Here is a 16,261-nt window from a genome sequence, read left to right as displayed (position 1 = left end):
CCAGTAACTGCGAGAATCTTATTTGCTTTTGCGATTAGTTCAACGACTTCAATATTCATGATAACCTCCATGAATACTAATCGTAGAAAGGCTATAAGAATTTATACGTGGCAGAAGCCTAACTTACAGTTGATTTGCCTTGATTTGCTCTTCATACTCTCTCGCAAGTTTCATAGGAAGTTTACCCACCGGGTCTTGTAGACGATTGTAAAAATAACTAATCATCAAAGTGTTGTCCTACTTATAGAAAAATGGATTCTTAAAAAATTTATGATTAAAAAGTTCGACTTATCCTTGATGATCATAGTGGTGAATTTCTAAACGAACTTTTGTTTTTCATGTCTTATTAATCATTTACAGTAACAAAGTTCGTCCAGCTGTTCGCCACTGTCGTTGGTGGAGGTGTCGCTAGAACTATAACCTAATGTTTTCATTCAGGTCAGTGGCCAAAGTGTAGCCAAAATAGCCACGGTGATCTTTTCTTAAACTAATCAGTGTTACTTAAAGCAATAACTATTATTAATTTATTTTTTCTTTTTAATCAATTCAATTAACTCTTCAAAAATATCAGGACGACCTTCGTTCTCACACCAATTTTTTACTGACTCGAAGTTAATATCACACTTATCTGTCACCATTATTGCTTGATCTAAACCATCTCTATCTTTGAAGTGAATATATGTAGCTAGGCGATCTTTTACACAATCCGTAGGGGAGTAGATTTTTATAATAACTCCACCCTCTTCAATTTCTTCTGGCTCTATTGAAGTATCTTCACCAATACCTAGAGGAATAGAACCTGGGAACTCTACAAAAAGATGTGAACATTCAGGGTGAATATAGTGTCTCGATTTCTTAACAAAGCCTAAAGAGTTCATGGCCTCTTCAAGTCCCTTGGTGAACATGCTCCCTAACACAAAATCAAGATCGCCTGATTGATATAGCCCATCTGTATAAATAGCAACAACTGCGCCACCAACAAGTATCGTATCAATACCTTTTTTCTTCAATTCAACAGCAACATACTTCCAAAGCTCTTCCTCATTACAAGTTTTAAAGTCAATCATCTTGACCTCTTCCAATAACAGGTTTGCCAGGTCTTCTTGGCCGTAACCTTTCTCTAAAGAGTTCTTCCTTGTCTTCATTGCTCATAGACGAATGAATTATCTTAAGTATTTCTAATAGGTGTTTAGTAATAGGGAATTTCCCATTAAAAAAATAGATGCGAACATTGCCAATCAACTTTGAAACAACAACTCCTGTATCCTCAAATCTCCCAAGTTGATTTTGAACTGACGACAGAGAAATTCCGAGCCCCTTAGCTATTCCACGAGGATGAGCCTCACCATAGTGGTACAAATAAAGAAGAATGTGGCCGGCATTTTTCGAGCCGAATAGTTTATCAATCATATAAAACCAGCTTAACACGCATCGGTCAATTGACCTAAAATTTAAGTCATTTGAGCAAATAAAAGCCTCACTTTGCATGTATATTCAACAACTTATATAAAGTACTGCTTACCAAGTAAACAGAGCTTATTAATCTCTGGCCTACAAGGCTTCCAGCCCGCTCTTTTACATAATTCTTAAGAGTATTTAAAAATCCGTCTGATGGTTTCATTATAAGAACAATGTCTAAATCTTTTGTAGGTCTTACCCTAAAGGCTATCTATCTGAAATTTAGCCACAAAAAAAGCCCCTCATAGGAGCTCTCATTGTCTGGTCAATGGTGGACCTCAGTTGACTTATATCGGAACTGGATCTCTCTAAACTATCTAAAAATGGAAAGTCAACTCGCTCTTCTAAGCAATCAACAAGATAGAGAGCAGGGCTCATCTCTCCAGTAAATAAAGTAGGTCTTCCATTTCTCTGAATAATCGAGAGCAAGGCAAATGCTCTTGCTAGCCATTTCTCATCACCTGTACGTTTGTATAACTGTAGAAATAATAGCCATTACCATATGTACCATGACAAAGAGATACACCCTTATTTAGTGGTCCTGCAATTCCAGACGAGTTCCCCGCATTTCAAGAGGCATTCATCTACATACTTATCTTCAGGATAATTTTTTAAAGAGTTAATTACGCAAGGAGAACCTGGGTAAAGTTAAGGTGGTGAAATTTGTAACGACTCAACTATATAATATTATGGCCCTTTTTAATTATTTTAGTAAATAACCACTAATTTTGCTGCACTACATAGTGGCCCGCGTCAATATTTGCGTTAAAATACCGATACAGATTTACGAGGAACTAATATGCTATTTCCATTAGAACAAGATTATTTAAATTGGACTTCAAAGTACAACCTTAGAGTTAAGACTGGTTCTTGTCTATGCTGTGGAAAGGAGATCGTAACGGATGTACCATTCGCTCTTAAAGGCTATAGAGGACTTAAGAGTGAAGACCATGGATGTGGCGAAGAGTTTACATGGAAATCATTCAAGCCTATTGGCCAAAAAGAAAAAGACACTTGGGATAGTCTTACTATCTCAATGTAGTTAAAAGTTTATATCCTGAAGGTGAATTTTCCACTCCTTCATCATTGTCACCATAAGTGTAGATGAAAAATTAAGGTCTATTGCTCGCTGATAGTTTTTCCAATGTTTATGCGAACTATTTATTTCACCTCTCCATAAATATAAACCGCACATATTGTTTCTATTAGGGCCACCCTTCTCAGCTTTCTCTTCTTTTGTCATTTTTAGATAATTCTGTCTGTCTCTAGCGTGGGTTCTAAACCTTGATTGAACTTGTCTCATTTCGCCAATTATAATCTCTATCGTCTCTTCATTTAGTTCACCATACTTCATTGTAAGACCAATCTCACCTGATTCCTCTCTGACAACCTCATAATACAATTGCTCATACTTACCACTTGGTGAGTATGTAAAGAAAGCACACACGACTTCATAAAATTCATTTATATAGTTATGAGATATAGTCCACCTATTAATGTGCGGTCCTTCTCTATTTGTACAATGACCATTATTATCAGAAATCCATTCTGAATCTCTATCAATTTTATATAAATAATTCGATATTCTATCTTGATATTTTGTTGATATTTCAAATGCTAGAACAGCTGACATAAAAACTCCTGTAAATAAAAATAGCCCGTCATGGTAAGGTTAACAATAACCTACTATATGTGTTTGATACTAATTTAACACAACACGTAGACTCTGAAAGGCCCTATTCATCGGCCGTAAGTAAGTATTGGCCCGCCCGACCATTCTGGTCAACTAATGAAATCAAGCCAATTTGTTATACTTGAAATATCCACTCCATTAAGTCGCGTATATAACTGAATTGTCTTAATATCTTTCCAATATCAGAACTAGATATCTTTTGAAACGAAAGTTATTTGTCGTGAAATTCAGCTATTACTAGATTAAAATTAAGTTATAATGTAACTAAATGTTTATATAGCTTTTTTAACACAACAGAGTATTTATTATAACTATCCCTTGAAAGTGGAAAATCTACATTCGCTAAATCTCTTTCATCGTTATGGACTATTCCATCACGAAGATCGAAAAGCTCCTGAATCAATTTAATGTCTGCCTGAGATAGAACCTTCACTTTTTTATCTTGTAATAGTTTTACATATGCTCCAAATATTCTCTTTTTATCTTTTCTTTTTGGATAGATTATGTTCCTTTCGACTAACAAAGACAATTCTTGCTCAACAGCAAAAACCTGCATTATTATTGCTTGCTCGTATGCACCGACCCTACCACCAAATCCCTGTCCCTTAAGAAAGTTGTACTCAGAAACTTTTATCGAAATATTAGAAGATAATAAATCACGAAATTTTAGGGACATTTCTTTTTGAACACCTTTAGGAAAGTAAGGTGCCTTAACAGGTGGCAAAGCAGCTCCATTTAACAGGAATTTTTCTCCCACACCGTCGATCGAATATTGTACATACATACAGCCAAAACTCATCTCTGTATAATGTGGCCATAAAATATATGCCATGTCTGATATAGTCTTTCTGTAGCTATCAACAAGCTTGTTAACAATTTTTAAGAATATATGCGCTTTATTAGGAAGAATATTACGGGCAAGATCCGTTTTGCAATGATAATCTAGCCTAGTTTCCCATTCGATAAATGTTTTCATTCTATGACCACCAAAGCTATCAACCGTATTAAACTCATCTGAATTGGTAATCAGCTCTAAGTTATCTTTCTCATTACTATAACATCTAATGAGTTCATTACTTATCTTTACTTTATATTCAACGCTATTAACGTTTACTTCATAATGGTAACTATTAACGTCTTCAACCTCTCCTAAGATGTCGTGTAATTCAAAACAAAGAGTCGCTCCGATACTGGTCCTCGGATGATCAAACTTTACTTCAACCTCAGGACGTAAATCTGCCAATATCGAACTACTTTTAAACTTTTTCATTTGATTAACCTGTTTTATTTAAGCCCACGAAGTAACGGAATTTCTCTTTCTTAAAAATATGTGATTTTGAGTTTACAAGGTTTTCAATATCGTTTGAGACCTTTACAAGCTTATAATCTTCCACACCTTTGAACTTCTGTATTCTTTTCTTCATCTCTAAAGACGCTATTAGTTTTCCAGTGAAAGAAAATACAAAAGTTGCTTCACAATTATAGATTTAATCTACTTTGAAAGTATAAATAAATTTAGAAAACTTTTTTTCAATCATATTTTATTTTTATTCGACATATCCACCTCTTTTATTCTTCATTACTCTCAAGTCTTTCTGTCGGAATTTAATAAATCCTCAGACTCTTTACTTATAGGTTTTCCAAATAATTCAGTGAATGTAATATATTCTCGTTTCCACTAAAGACTTATCCAGTGAGGAGTTCAATTTAAGCATGTTACCTCTTCAACAATAAAGCTTAAATGAGAGCGCAACCTTTTTGGAACAGACTCCGATGGACCTTTTTGGCAAATAGGATTTTGAGGAAAGTTTCTCATAATATATCTCTAGTCATAAACTACAAATGACTCCCATTCATGAGGAACGTCAAAGTCTCTAGCAATAACCTCTTCGTCATAAACCTCAAGAAGCTCTACCTTTCCATCATCCTCATCTAATGAAATAACAGCCTTTCCTTTAAAGTCAGCTTGTATCATAGCAGTATTCTTATTAGATCCTAAACTCATATAATCTTTATCAATCGAATCGCGAACAACAACATCTGACGTTATTTCTAATTCAACTTCACCTCTGTATGTAAATTCAACCTCAATCTCACTCTCATCCAGAGAAACCCTTAAAATATCATAGCCAAAGTGTCCAAGTTTTTCGACATTCGCTCCATCTATTTCAGAATGATAACTTGTTAACTCGTAATGGTAACCATCACTAAATTGATCCTCTATTTTACCGTTAATAATTGGCTCAACAATCCCAATACTACCTACTAAAGTATTTATTATGCTTGCATATTTTTTCTGCTCTTTAACATAAAAATCTGTAAAGTCTTTTAGGCACCTAAAGGCTGTTACCTGATCTTTACTCTCTGACCAACTAAAAAAATCATTATCCCCAGAGATGACAAATAGACCTTTTTCAACGTAAATTGATAACATTTCAATAGTGAATGCATCAGGAAACTCATCTTTCTTCTTACTGCTAAATGGTGCTTCCCCTTTAAAGTACTTATCGAATACGACTTTCCATTCTACGTTTTTATCTATTGAAGTTGCACTGACCAAATCAATAAAACATTTCCAAATACCTTCACCAGAAAGTAAACCAATTTTTTCGACAATACTCTCTAGTTCGCTTCCCATGTACTGCACTGAACATCTTAAGCTATCAAGAGCTTGCCTTTCACTATTTAACTGATTTGAACAATGTTTTACAAACTCGCCCTCTAGGATAGAATTTACAAGAATCTTTATATTCCCTTCTTCTACCCCATCAACAATAGTTTCTATTACCGAATGGCTAAGATCATACTTAATTGTCTTAAAAGCCTGATTGTCTATAAATACGTAATAAGTTTTATCTGAATGCTCCATAACCACCTTACTCACTATTTTTATTCAGCGGCAAGAGATAGCAATCCCAAACAGATTCCATCTTTGCTAGATTCAACCTTAACTTGGCTTTCTATTCCGCATTCAATTTTCTGTGAATATAATACTTCTATACTCTTCATTCATGAATCCTTTCTATAATACCCTTTGTCGGATCTCTTGCTTTATTGTTTAAGTAAGTTTTCTTGATGTTGAATGAATTAACCGGCTTTGCTTATAATATCACTCCACCCTAATGGACATATAAGAGTCAGCCCTAACTTCTTTTTTGGTAAAAGCGCTGATTGATTCACCTCCCAGAACTACCCGAGGGTATCTAGCTCTACAATCTATTCAAGTAATAACTTCTAGTTGGCTATATTAATGGGCTTATACGCTTTTGTCTTATTTCACTTTGCTTCATGTGTTTTCATGTTTTATCACTTCAGTTCATAGAAATAGTCGAAAAACCGGACTTAATAATTAATTCATACTAATTACACAGATAAACCTAAACCTTAACAATAGTAACTATAACAAGAACTATCACTTCTAATTAATTATAAAATAGAGAGAGTTGCCACAAATTTATTAAAACTACTTCAGACAAGTTGATGATAGATAAATATTCCTTGTTGCATATATAGAAATAAAAAATATAATAAAATCTTAAACGAGGAACACTATGTCTAATAATAAAATTATAGAAGAAAAGATATCGAAAAAAAGAAATACGTTAAAGACAGATCGCTTAGATATGTCTTTTGGCGAGTTAATGAATGTTTACGAAGATGCTGACCTATTTATCACACCTGAATATCAACGAGTATTCAGATGGTCCGATTTTCAACAAACGCGATTTATCGAATCAGTACTTCTAGGAATTCCTATCCCTCCAATATTTGTAGCAGAAGATGAAAATGGAAAATGGGAATTAGTAGACGGGCTTCAAAGAATTTCCACCATTTTTTCATTCTTCGGTATCTTAAAGCATAATAAAGATAAAAATAATTCAACTCTCACTGAAGGAGAGATGGTAAAAGAACTCAAGGGGACAACGATTGAAACCCTCCCCCTAAAACTCAAGACAACAATAAAGAGATCTGTATGCAGGATTGAAATAGTAAGGTGGGACAGTCAAGAGGATGTCAGGTATGAGCTATTTAACAGATTAAATACTGGCGCTAGTCCACTTTCAGAGCAAGAGATTAGAAACTGTATATTTAGAGCATACAAGGTTGACCTGAATCAAATTCTCAGAGAAATCGCCAAGGACCAGAACTTCATAGAAATAATTGGAGCCTCCGAAAGTAAGACGGAACAAATGTTTCTTGAAGAGCTTGCTCTTAGGTACTATGCATTCAAAGGCTGCGGAGAAGATTTCCCGAGTAATATCCCCCACTTCTTAACAGAATATATGAGAAATGTATCAAAGGGAGATGTTCCATTTGACTTAAAGACAGAAAAGGAAGATTTCCTTCTGTTGATGAAACTTTTAAACGCCAAGTTTGGAAAAAATGCATTTAGACCAAATTCAAAGTTTGCTCTCTATATTTTTGACTCAATAGCGTACGCCTTACCTAAATCATTTAAAGATATAAATAAAAATCAAGACAATATCTACAACGCAATAGATCGCTTGTTAACCGACAAAGAATATGCAGATATTGGAGCAAACACTTATTCAAACACAAGACTAAAAAGTCGAATGAATAGAGCTCTAGAGATTTTCAAAGAAAATGCATAGGGTTATTGAAGAAATACAAATTGGAAATGAGTGGCGTGAAAAAGAGTTTGCTAAATTTAAGGCAAATCAAAAAGGCGTAGATGAAACACTCTGGTGCAGAATGTGTACTCCAATGATTTATGCTCACTGGGAAGGTTTTGCTAAGAATTCACTAGAAGTCATGCTTAAACACCTTAACAGCCTCAACCTCTGTTCAGAAGCAGTTAATACAAAGATATTAGTCTACAGCCTAGGAGATGCATACAAACCTCTCAGCGGTAAGCAAGCCTTTATGCAAAGGCTCCAGTTCACAGATGCTTTCAAAGAGAAGATATTCAATACAGTATCTGTCCCCTCGAAAGTAAACACAAAATCAAACTTAAGCATCAAAGTCCTTAGAGAGCTTTGCTCTATCTTTGACTTTGATGAAAGTAAACTTGAAGCTATTGCTCCTGATATCACAAGGCTTGTAAAAATTAGAAATAGTATTGCACATGGTGAAAACTCGTTCGTACTAAACCAAGAAAATCTCAATAAATATATCACCGCAGTTCAAACCGCTATTGACTACCTCACCAATGAAATAGAAGTATTTATTACAAACGAGAAATACATGAAGCTTCCTATTGTAAATCCTTAACGAACCCTCTAGTGATTATTTGATGCTTGGCTATTTGTTTAGCCAATCTTTCAACTACTGGCACAACAACAGAGTTCCCAAAGCATTTATAAGCCCTGGTATCCGATAGCGTTATCTTGAACTTCTTCGGAAACCCCATAAGTCTTCCACACTCAAAAGGAGTGAGTCTCCTCGGGTTCTTATTAGGACCTTGATCAATTAGAATTTCTGAACCATCTTTGTAGTAGCGGGCCGAAAGAGTTCTAGCTCTTTCATCTCTCTTCTTAAGCCCAAAACCAAAGCCATTACCTTTAGCTTTATGCTTGTTCGCGTGTCTTTGAAGACCTGCCCAAAGCTTATCTGAAAGAGTATATCTTTCATCTACAGTTCCTTCCTTCTCAAGAATATCGTCTAGAACTAAGTTTTTCGATTTTATCTCTGGAAATACAAAAGGTTCTGAATGATCCAGAGTTCCTACAATATAAATTCTCTCTCTGTGTTGTGGAACAAGAAGTCCTCCATCAATGATCTTCTCTTGAACATCATAACCTAACTCTTTTAACGTTTTTATAATAACTCTGAACGTATTTCCCTTATCATGAGATTTGAGGTTTTTTACATTTTCTAATAGGAACATTTTTGGCTTATGGTATTTAATGATTCTTGCGACATCAAAAAATAGTGTCCCCTGCGTTTCATCCTCAAATCCATGCTTCTTCCCCATTGATTCTTTCTTGGAAACACCAGCAATTGAAAACGGCTGACATGGAAACCCCCCAACAAGAACATCGTGTGCAGGAATATCTTCAGCTTTAATTTTAGTTATATCTCCAGCAGGCTTTTCCCCATAGTTATCCTCATACATCTTTGCAGGATACTTATCCCACTCAGAAGAAAATAAACAAGTTCCACCAGCCTTATCAAAAGCGTGCCTAATTCCACCGATACCTGCAAAGAGATCAATGAATGTAAACTTCCCCTCAGCAGAATCAACGTGCTTCTTCCTCATAGCACTCATCTCACTCGCCATTCCAGACATTGCGAGTGAGTACCATTCAGGAATTTCTATTTCTCCAGCTTCAATCTTCTTGATCTGGTACTTCTTTATATCTAATCGCTCAGCAACATCTTCATGCGTTAATCCATACAAGTTTCTAAATTCTAAGATCTCTTCAATTGTATTCATTTACCCTCCAGGTATTAAAATAATAATAATCTACAAAAAAGATACCTGGCAACAACAAAAAAGATAACGCTTATCAACAAATATTACTAACAACCGACAAGCAACCTAAGGAGACTAGCTTTGAAAGTAAAAGATGTTGTAAAAGAATTATCTGACCTAGGTTGTCAAAATATCCTCATAAAAAAACTAAGTTATAACGACAGCTCTCAGGCGCAAATAAATACTGGTGGTGAAAAAGGAATGAAGTATCTTCCATTCACCAGGACAGAGCTATCTGAGCAAACTTCCAAAAAAAAGAAAGCGTCTGACTATATATTCGTGAACTACCTTAATTTTAGCTGGATCACAGACTCAGGCGTTCACAACGCCCCTAACGCAAAATTTATACTATACCCTCAATACCCAGAGTCTCGTCTCTCAGGCTTTCTATTGGGATGTAAAGGAGCTCCTAGGGAGGTCATTGCAGATAGACACGATAATCGCTTTCTCATCTTAAGCTTTAATCAGAAGGGTGAGTCATTTGGATACGTTAATTTTATAGATGAAGACTTTAATTCATTTTTGAATAAGCACTTTGAAAGCAACGAGAAGGAAATATTCTACGAGGCTAGTATATCAAGCCTTTTAAGTGACAACGGTATCAAGATCTCGATAAAACAATCAATACAAGAAATCAAAGACGCTATTAAATTTATCTGTGAGCAAGGCTGGATAAAGTCATGTAGGCTCAATAAAAAAGGTGAAGAGATTGAGTATAAAGCTAGAAATGGAGGAGGGTATACTCTTGAAGCTAAGCTCGGTGTTATTCCCAACAGTGACGCTGCTCCAGACTACAAGGGATGGGAGCTTAAGCAACATTCAGGAAGAGCTGTCTCTCTGTTTACACCAGAACCTGATGCAGGCCTTTACAATGAATTAGGTGTTGCTGAATTTATAAGAAGATTTGGATATCCACCAAAGAATGGTCAGAAAGAGCGACTGAACTTTGGTGGCGTACATAAAATTACCGATAAGGATCATCATCACCTAACAAGCCTAAAGCTTGTTGTTCATGGATATGATGATGGTAACTTTACTTCGGAAGATGGCTACATTGGCCTATCAACAAGAGAGAACGAGGTCGTTGCAAAATGGACATTCACTAAACTTCTAGGTCACTGGCAAAGAAAGCATGCCAGAACATGCTATGTTAAAAGTGAAAGAAAAGAGATCGATGGTGCTTATTTTTATAAATACTCACCAAATATCGATCTAGGTATAGAGTCAACGTTTAAAGGCTTTTTAAACAACCTTCTAGAAGGAGTAACGTATCTTGACCCTGGCTCAAACCTCAAAAAGGAAGATGGGGCATGGAAAACAAAAGCAAGAAGTCAGTTTAGAATAAAAGAGAAAGATCTCCCAAAGCTTTATAAGATATATTCTGCTCATAATGCTTATGAGTAATAGAACTGTTGTAGGATAAAAATCTATTAAGAGATTTTTATCCTTATACAAGTCTATTGAAATTCTTAATTAAAATATTACCATTAACGGAAACAAGATTATTAGCATTTTTTGGTGAACTTGAAAAAGCGATCTTGGAGGGAAAGCTTTAAGGCTTCCCTCTTTAGGTGTTTTAGCTTTGATAGTTTATCATGCAAATAAGACGCGCGCTACGACAAGAGGTTATTTTTATTCAGAGTTAGTATGTTAATTCAAAAAGAATTAAAGTTATATTCATCCTTAGCTCGATCAATTCATCCTTTGAAAGCTCCTTTATTTCTGTAAAAAAAAGAGGCTCTACACTATTCTCAACAAATCTATCAACTTCTCTCTTTAAGGAGAGAGCATTCTTTCTCAATAAGAAATGTGCTTCAATATCTGACATGCCTACAATTGAAATATTTAAATCCTCAGAGATTCCGTTCAAGAGCTTTCTATCAGCAGGTAATAGTAAACAATCATTGAGTGCAGTGATTTCATCCTGACTTAAACTGACCGACACGACTTCTCCTATCTAGAACGTTGCTCCAAGAAGACAGTAATTCCTATATTGGAATTACTGAAACAATATAGTTATTATCTAATAAACAACTCTTCAAGTGATGCTTTACTCTATATCTCTTAGCGCTAACGAAATCTTTTCGATATCCTTCTTCTGAATCAACCCTTTCAATAACATAATCTATCTCAAGGATTTCATCATTGTAATAAGCAAAGTAATAAGTTAATGCTAAAGAAGATCCTATCTCTTTAAAGTTAACTGCTCTTTTATCATTAAGGCATGAATCTTTAGTACCCTTATATATTCTTCCATCTTTAACATATTCAGCATGAGTTAGTCTCAAAGGACTGTTTTTGTTTTCAGGATTATTTAAAAGTTGAGCAGCACAAGAACTTAGTAGTATAGCAATGGGAAAAAATAACATTTTTTTCATTGATACTCCCCCTAACTTAAGCAGCTCTATCTTTTTCTTTTTCTTTTTCTATTGCGTTGATGGTCTTACAAGAATTTCTATTTTGATAAGCATCAATCCAGCCAGGTAGTTTATACAATACCTTGCATATTACTATTAAAACTCGAGCTATATTCATCTAAAAACTCCTTATTGGCTCAGTTTACTTAACTGGCTCTGTAGTATTTCTTTAAATTTATTAGCCTTATCAACCCCATACTTATCTTTTAATGCACGAGCATAAGCTTCATTTAGCTTTGCAATCGGCACATATGTATATACATAGCAGAGTCTATTTAACTTCGTTCCGGCAGTGCTGTATCTTTTAATCTTTCTGCAAGCAATTTTCTTACTATCAACTTTAATTCCTTGAACTCCTTTAACTTCGGTTACAAATATCTTCATTTGATTAAAGTCGCCATGAGCTCCTAAAGACTCTCCGATGGCACTTTGAATGATTGCCTTATAGTCGGAGGGAGCATCTTGTAACACTTTCCCTCTACCATCTAAACTAGCAGCCTCTACGACATAACTTCCAGGCTTAGTAAGTGGGTACTCAGCAGTACCGACAGTATAAATAAACTCACCATCAGATCCTGAGTCATGTATCCAATCAGGAAAGTCTTCCCCCACAACCTTGTCTTCTCGGGCTCCTCTTTCAATTGCAAGCTCGTCCAAGTCGGTGTTAACAGATTGTCTAGACGAGCATGAAACCAAAACTCCTACCAATAATATAATCAACGGTATTTTAAACATTTTATCCTCCCTTGTTTTTTTATATAAATCTTCATTTTTTTATTAGCTTGTTTACATAATCACTACAATATAGTGACCTATTTGCAACTCTATGAATTCATTAGAGAATAAAGAATTTCCTTACTCTATATATAAAGAAATATGCATTTTCTCACCTAGCCCTCTCTAGAAAAACATGTACATTTCAAGTAAAAACTTCATTTCAGTTTTCTTTAGTTTCTTCCTTCTTGTCTACAAAAACTAAGAATAAAAAGGATAGAGACATATAAATTATAAAAACGTTTCGACTTATGTAGAGAGTAAAAATACGAAAAGCTAACTCCCCAAAGAATGATTTCTTATTTACAGTTGATGTAGGGCTCATATTCTTCAATCTTAAATAGCAAAGAAATTGATAGACAGAAAAAGAAGCTATAAGAATCACAGAGAGTGTATAGAGTAAAGATACTGCAACTGAGTATATTTCCTCATTCTTTATGTATAAACCAGCACCAAAGGCCCATTCAAGTGCCATTTTATCCGTTAAGTTTCTTGGTCCAATTACTGATCGTAAAAGTCTATAATTTGGCTTCATCCAAAAAAATGAAAAATAAGTAAATGATAGAATTACTCCTCCACCCCATGTACACAAAGATCCAACTAAAAATCCTTTGCGTCCAATCCCATTCTTCATAATATTGCTCATATTTACTCCTATTTTTTTTTAACCTTTTTAACTGTCACTTCAAACACACCTTTGAACACTTCATTTTTGATAAATTCATCCATCGAGTTCGTAATAGCTTTCCCAGTAACAAGATAATCAATAGAACAACAAAAGAACTCACCTAACTTTTCAAGTTTAGACATACTAGGCTCGGTTCCTACGAGATAGTTATGAAGGCTTGTCTTAGCAATACCTGTAGCTTTAGATAATTGTGATAAATTTATATCTCGCTCCTCTATAAGAAGAGCGAGTCTGTCTTTAAATTCCATAGTCGCCTCTATCTGTATTATCGGATCAAAATATTTACAAACAGCGACTATTCCATATTTGGAACGTATGATTCCATATTATGAACACCCTTAAGATATCTTGATAAATAACTAAGTCCTGCACTACAAAAAAGAGCTGCGCTTGCACCTGAGATAATAGATGTAACAGTAGAAGTGCCCATAATAAAGACAAGTAAAGAAGACAAAACTATATCTGAAATTATATTATGCTCAATTATTAAATTGAATGTTCTTGAGTGATTCTTTCTTAATTTAAATAGAAGCATCCCTATACCAAGTGTGCTCATTGCACCTACAAAGACACCATTCAACACTGTTCCACCAAGGAATATTCCACCTATCCCAAGGATTATGACTGATACATAAGTTAACTTATCTAAATTTTCCATATACATTCCTCCGATTTTTTCGACAGAAAACAAATCTTTTCTGTCTGCGGGACACCGATAATAAACAGACTGTTATTTCTTCTTCTTAGATATTCTGTCTGCTTCTCTTATTGCAGCAGTTATTGATCCATGCCCCACTCCTAACAATTCCCGAATCTGCTTATAGGTATAACCTTTGCTTCTTAAACTTATAATCAACTCGTCGTTACGAGTTTTTGGTCTACCTATTTGTTTTCCATTTGCTCTGGCATTTAAGATTCCAGTTTTCACACGATCCACTATAAGCTCGCGTTCAAACTCGCTTAAGGCAGCAAGGATACTGAAAATCAAAGCTCCGACATGTGTCGTAGTGTCGATATTCTCACTTAAGCTTATAAACTCCGTTTTCTTTCCCCTGAAAAGATCAAGAGCTTCTAATAGATGTTTAGTTGATCTCGCAAAACGAGAGAAACTATATACAATAACAACTTGTATATTTCCTTTATCAACTTCGTTCATCATTTCATTTAATGCCGGTCTATCTTTCTTAGTTCCAGATATCCCAGAGTCTTCATAGATTATGAAGTTTGTAATAGATTTAGATTTACAATAATTAACAAGTGCTCTCTTTTGAGCTTCGAGCCCGTTTTGTTGCATATTAGTAGATGTACGACAATAAATTGCTACCTTTCTCATATCACCTCCCAACCTCCTCAAGGAGGCGCCCCGCTTCGCGGGGGGACACTTATCTGTTCTTTAATCTTTCCTTAAGTTCAGAAAGCTTCATTGGTTTCCAATAAAGATCTCTCTCTATAGGTAATCCTCTTACCTTTAAGCTTGATAGCTCATCCATTGAAAAGTAACCAAGTTCAATTTCATGACCGTCTATAAGTCCAAAACAAAGATTGTCTTCTTCTGAATACTCAGTCACGTACCATGTCCAAGAAGAACATGGATGAAAGAATTTGATGAGAACATCTGGATCATCAATACTTTCCGTATCTCCGAGACTTGGAACATTTATACTTTTTGGTATTAACTTCATAACTTCTCCTATGCAGATTCTTTAAGGATTTTCTGGCATGACTTTTCATAATCTAAATGTCTTTTGTATGATGCTCTATTTAGTGCAAGCAAGAAGTCTTCCAGCAAGAATAAAAATGACTCTTTAGCTTCTTCAGGTATTTCTTTCTTAAATTCAACTCTAGATCTTCTACTCATCACCCGATTTAGCTTGTCGAATGTTATATCAACGAGCATTGTTGGCGAGTCACCATAATAATTTTTAACTTCTAACTCTTCTTTTAGCTCTTCAACTTCATTACTTACTCTTTTTCCTTCCTTAATAACCTGCCCCTCTTCAATAGATAGAGCATGTGCTAGGTCCTTGCTAACGGAAAACTTTTTTCCATTTACTAAAACCCCTTTAACTTTATTAGATTTTGAATCTTTTAATAACTTGATCATATATCCTCCAATAAGAAGGGAGACTCAATGGTCTCCCTTTATCTTTTATGCTGACATTAAACCTTCGAACCAAAACCCATTAGACAAACGGTTTCCCATCGCCATACTGACTAAGCCTGCTGCGACAACACTTATTCCTGTATACAGTGCTCCTATCCCAATAAAGATCTCAGCTGTTACAAATAAATACATCAGTAACCCTGTCATCCCTACCGCAAGGGCCACTTTACCAAGAGTGGAAAATGTCGTTCCCCCTATAGAAAGAATACCTCCCTCAACCAGTGATTCATTTGAGCTTTCGCCCTTACTTCTTTGATCAATTGCTTGTTCAACCATTTTTTTCTCCTTGTTAAGTAATAAAAACCCACGGGAGAACATTTCTCCCATGGGAAAGCTGGAAATTTTAATTAGCTACTGGAAATCCTTAAGAAGAATCAATTCACCAAATTTTCTTTTTGATTTATGATTATTTCTTAATTCAACTGCGACATCTGCAAGGACTATCGCTAACATTAAGCTCGGATGCTTTCGAATAAGGCTACCTACGAAGAGAGGTGCTACTTTGTGTAGCGCTTTCTCTAATGTAAGATCCTCATAGTACCCACTGAAATCGTTATCATCTAACATTTAACTTCTATCTCCATAAACTGCCCTCCTTGAGCTTTGCCAACATAAGCAATTTACAGTTACC

23 protein-coding genes are annotated in these 16,261 nt (G+C 35.2%); 4 read left to right on the top strand and 19 right to left on the bottom strand.

The window, feature by feature from the left end; all coding sequences use genetic code 11:
* Positions 1-524 precede the first annotated feature (524 nt).
* Both CES88_RS12400 and CES88_RS12395 read right to left on the bottom strand, forming a co-directional pair.
* On the bottom strand, positions 525-1,067 hold the full coding sequence (locus CES88_RS12400) for a hypothetical protein (RefSeq protein WP_290734810.1): 543 nt from the start codon (positions 1,065-1,067) through the stop codon (positions 525-527).
* Positions 1,060-1,410: a winged helix-turn-helix domain-containing protein gene (locus CES88_RS12395; RefSeq protein ID WP_290734808.1), complete on the bottom strand. Its 351-nt coding sequence runs from the start codon at positions 1,408-1,410 to the stop codon at positions 1,060-1,062. Before CES88_RS12395 ends, CES88_RS12400 begins: the two co-directional genes overlap by 8 nt.
* An 847-nt stretch (positions 1,411-2,257) precedes the next feature.
* Between CES88_RS12395 and CES88_RS12390 the strand changes: the two genes are divergently transcribed.
* A complete protein-coding gene (locus CES88_RS12390) occupies positions 2,258-2,500 on the top strand; it encodes a hypothetical protein (protein WP_290734806.1) in 243 nt (80 codons plus the stop codon).
* Here the strand turns inward: CES88_RS12390 and CES88_RS12385 are convergent, their stop codons facing one another.
* The 4 genes from CES88_RS12385 to CES88_RS12370 form a co-directional block, all read right to left on the bottom strand.
* Positions 2,501-3,091, bottom strand: a complete 591-nt coding sequence (locus CES88_RS12385) for a hypothetical protein (protein WP_290734804.1) — start codon at positions 3,089-3,091, stop codon at positions 2,501-2,503.
* Between the two features lie 313 nt (positions 3,092-3,404).
* Positions 3,405-4,421, bottom strand: coding sequence for a hypothetical protein (locus tag CES88_RS12380; protein ID WP_290734802.1), 1,017 nt, complete (start codon positions 4,419-4,421; stop codon positions 3,405-3,407).
* Positions 4,422-4,425: 4 nt separating this feature from the next.
* On the bottom strand, positions 4,426-4,575 hold the full coding sequence (locus CES88_RS12375; protein ID WP_290734800.1) for a hypothetical protein: 150 nt from the start codon (positions 4,573-4,575) through the stop codon (positions 4,426-4,428).
* A 401-nt stretch (positions 4,576-4,976) separates the two neighbouring features.
* A complete protein-coding gene (locus CES88_RS12370; protein WP_290734798.1) occupies positions 4,977-6,035 on the bottom strand; it encodes a PIN domain-containing protein in 1,059 nt (352 codons plus the stop codon).
* A gap of 667 nt (positions 6,036-6,702) precedes the next feature.
* Here CES88_RS12370 and CES88_RS12365 point away from each other — a divergent pair.
* Together CES88_RS12365 and CES88_RS12360 are read left to right on the top strand one after the other, a co-directional pair.
* Entirely contained in the window at positions 6,703-7,764 is a 1,062-nt protein-coding gene (locus CES88_RS12365) for a DUF262 domain-containing protein (RefSeq protein WP_290734796.1), read from the top strand.
* Positions 7,757-8,383, top strand: a complete 627-nt coding sequence (locus CES88_RS12360) for an MAE_28990/MAE_18760 family HEPN-like nuclease (protein WP_290734794.1) — start codon at positions 7,757-7,759, stop codon at positions 8,381-8,383. Before CES88_RS12365 ends, CES88_RS12360 begins: the two co-directional genes overlap by 8 nt.
* Here CES88_RS12360 and dcm read toward each other — a convergent pair.
* Positions 8,367-9,548, bottom strand: coding sequence for a DNA (cytosine-5-)-methyltransferase (gene dcm / locus CES88_RS12355; RefSeq protein ID WP_290734792.1), 1,182 nt, complete (start codon positions 9,546-9,548; stop codon positions 8,367-8,369). The genes CES88_RS12360 and dcm overlap by 17 nt on opposite strands.
* Positions 9,549-9,668: 120 nt before the next feature.
* On the opposite strand from dcm, the gene CES88_RS12350 reads away from it, so the two are divergent.
* On the top strand, positions 9,669-10,991 hold the full coding sequence (locus CES88_RS12350; RefSeq protein ID WP_290734790.1) for an MvaI/BcnI family restriction endonuclease: 1,323 nt from the start codon (positions 9,669-9,671) through the stop codon (positions 10,989-10,991).
* A 238-nt stretch (positions 10,992-11,229) separates the two neighbouring features.
* Here CES88_RS12350 and CES88_RS12345 read toward each other — a convergent pair whose 3' ends face one another.
* From CES88_RS12345 to CES88_RS12290, 12 genes are all read right to left on the bottom strand, one after another.
* Positions 11,230-11,532, bottom strand: coding sequence for a hypothetical protein (locus tag CES88_RS12345; protein WP_290734788.1), 303 nt, complete (start codon positions 11,530-11,532; stop codon positions 11,230-11,232).
* A gap of 43 nt (positions 11,533-11,575) precedes the next feature.
* Positions 11,576-11,965, bottom strand: coding sequence for a hypothetical protein (locus CES88_RS12340; protein ID WP_290734786.1), 390 nt, complete (start codon positions 11,963-11,965; stop codon positions 11,576-11,578).
* A 16-nt stretch (positions 11,966-11,981) separates the two neighbouring features.
* Entirely contained in the window at positions 11,982-12,122 is a 141-nt protein-coding gene (locus CES88_RS12335) for a hypothetical protein (RefSeq protein WP_290734783.1), read from the bottom strand.
* A gap of 11 nt (positions 12,123-12,133) precedes the next feature.
* Positions 12,134-12,739, bottom strand: coding sequence for a hypothetical protein (locus tag CES88_RS12330; RefSeq protein ID WP_290734782.1), 606 nt, complete (start codon positions 12,737-12,739; stop codon positions 12,134-12,136).
* A 202-nt stretch (positions 12,740-12,941) separates the two neighbouring features.
* Positions 12,942-13,424 carry a hypothetical protein gene (locus tag CES88_RS12325; RefSeq protein WP_290734780.1) on the bottom strand — a complete coding sequence of 161 codons (483 nt, stop codon included), beginning with the start codon at positions 13,422-13,424 and terminating at the stop codon, positions 12,942-12,944.
* A gap of 8 nt (positions 13,425-13,432) precedes the next feature.
* Positions 13,433-13,714 carry a helix-turn-helix transcriptional regulator gene (locus CES88_RS12320; RefSeq protein ID WP_290734778.1) on the bottom strand — a complete coding sequence of 94 codons (282 nt, stop codon included), beginning with the start codon at positions 13,712-13,714 and terminating at the stop codon, positions 13,433-13,435.
* A gap of 47 nt (positions 13,715-13,761) precedes the next feature.
* Positions 13,762-14,124 (bottom strand): hypothetical protein, encoded by a 363-nt coding sequence (locus tag CES88_RS12315; protein WP_290734776.1) that lies wholly within the window; start codon positions 14,122-14,124, stop codon positions 13,762-13,764.
* A gap of 72 nt (positions 14,125-14,196) precedes the next feature.
* The gene (locus tag CES88_RS12310) at positions 14,197-14,799 is read right to left on the bottom strand and encodes a recombinase family protein (protein WP_290734774.1); all 603 of its coding nucleotides are present in this window, start codon (positions 14,797-14,799) and stop codon (positions 14,197-14,199) included.
* Positions 14,800-14,848: 49 nt separating this feature from the next.
* Positions 14,849-15,148 (bottom strand): DUF2958 domain-containing protein, encoded by a 300-nt coding sequence (locus CES88_RS12305; RefSeq protein WP_290734772.1) that lies wholly within the window; start codon positions 15,146-15,148, stop codon positions 14,849-14,851.
* Positions 15,149-15,156: 8 nt separating this feature from the next.
* Positions 15,157-15,570, bottom strand: a complete 414-nt coding sequence (locus CES88_RS12300) for a hypothetical protein (protein WP_290734770.1) — start codon at positions 15,568-15,570, stop codon at positions 15,157-15,159.
* Positions 15,571-15,615: 45 nt separating this feature from the next.
* Entirely contained in the window at positions 15,616-15,906 is a 291-nt protein-coding gene (locus CES88_RS12295; protein ID WP_290734768.1) for a hypothetical protein, read from the bottom strand.
* Between the two features lie 75 nt (positions 15,907-15,981).
* Positions 15,982-16,197 (bottom strand): hypothetical protein, encoded by a 216-nt coding sequence (locus CES88_RS12290; protein ID WP_290734766.1) that lies wholly within the window; start codon positions 16,195-16,197, stop codon positions 15,982-15,984.
* Positions 16,198-16,261 lie beyond the last annotated feature (64 nt).

Source organism: Halobacteriovorax sp. JY17 (genome assembly GCF_002753895.1).
In the GTDB taxonomy this organism is placed as follows: Bacteria; Bdellovibrionota; Bacteriovoracia; order Bacteriovoracales; family Bacteriovoracaceae; genus Halobacteriovorax.
The sequence above is the reverse complement of the archived record's forward strand: the minus strand, read 5'-3'. Positions and strand labels throughout refer to the sequence as shown.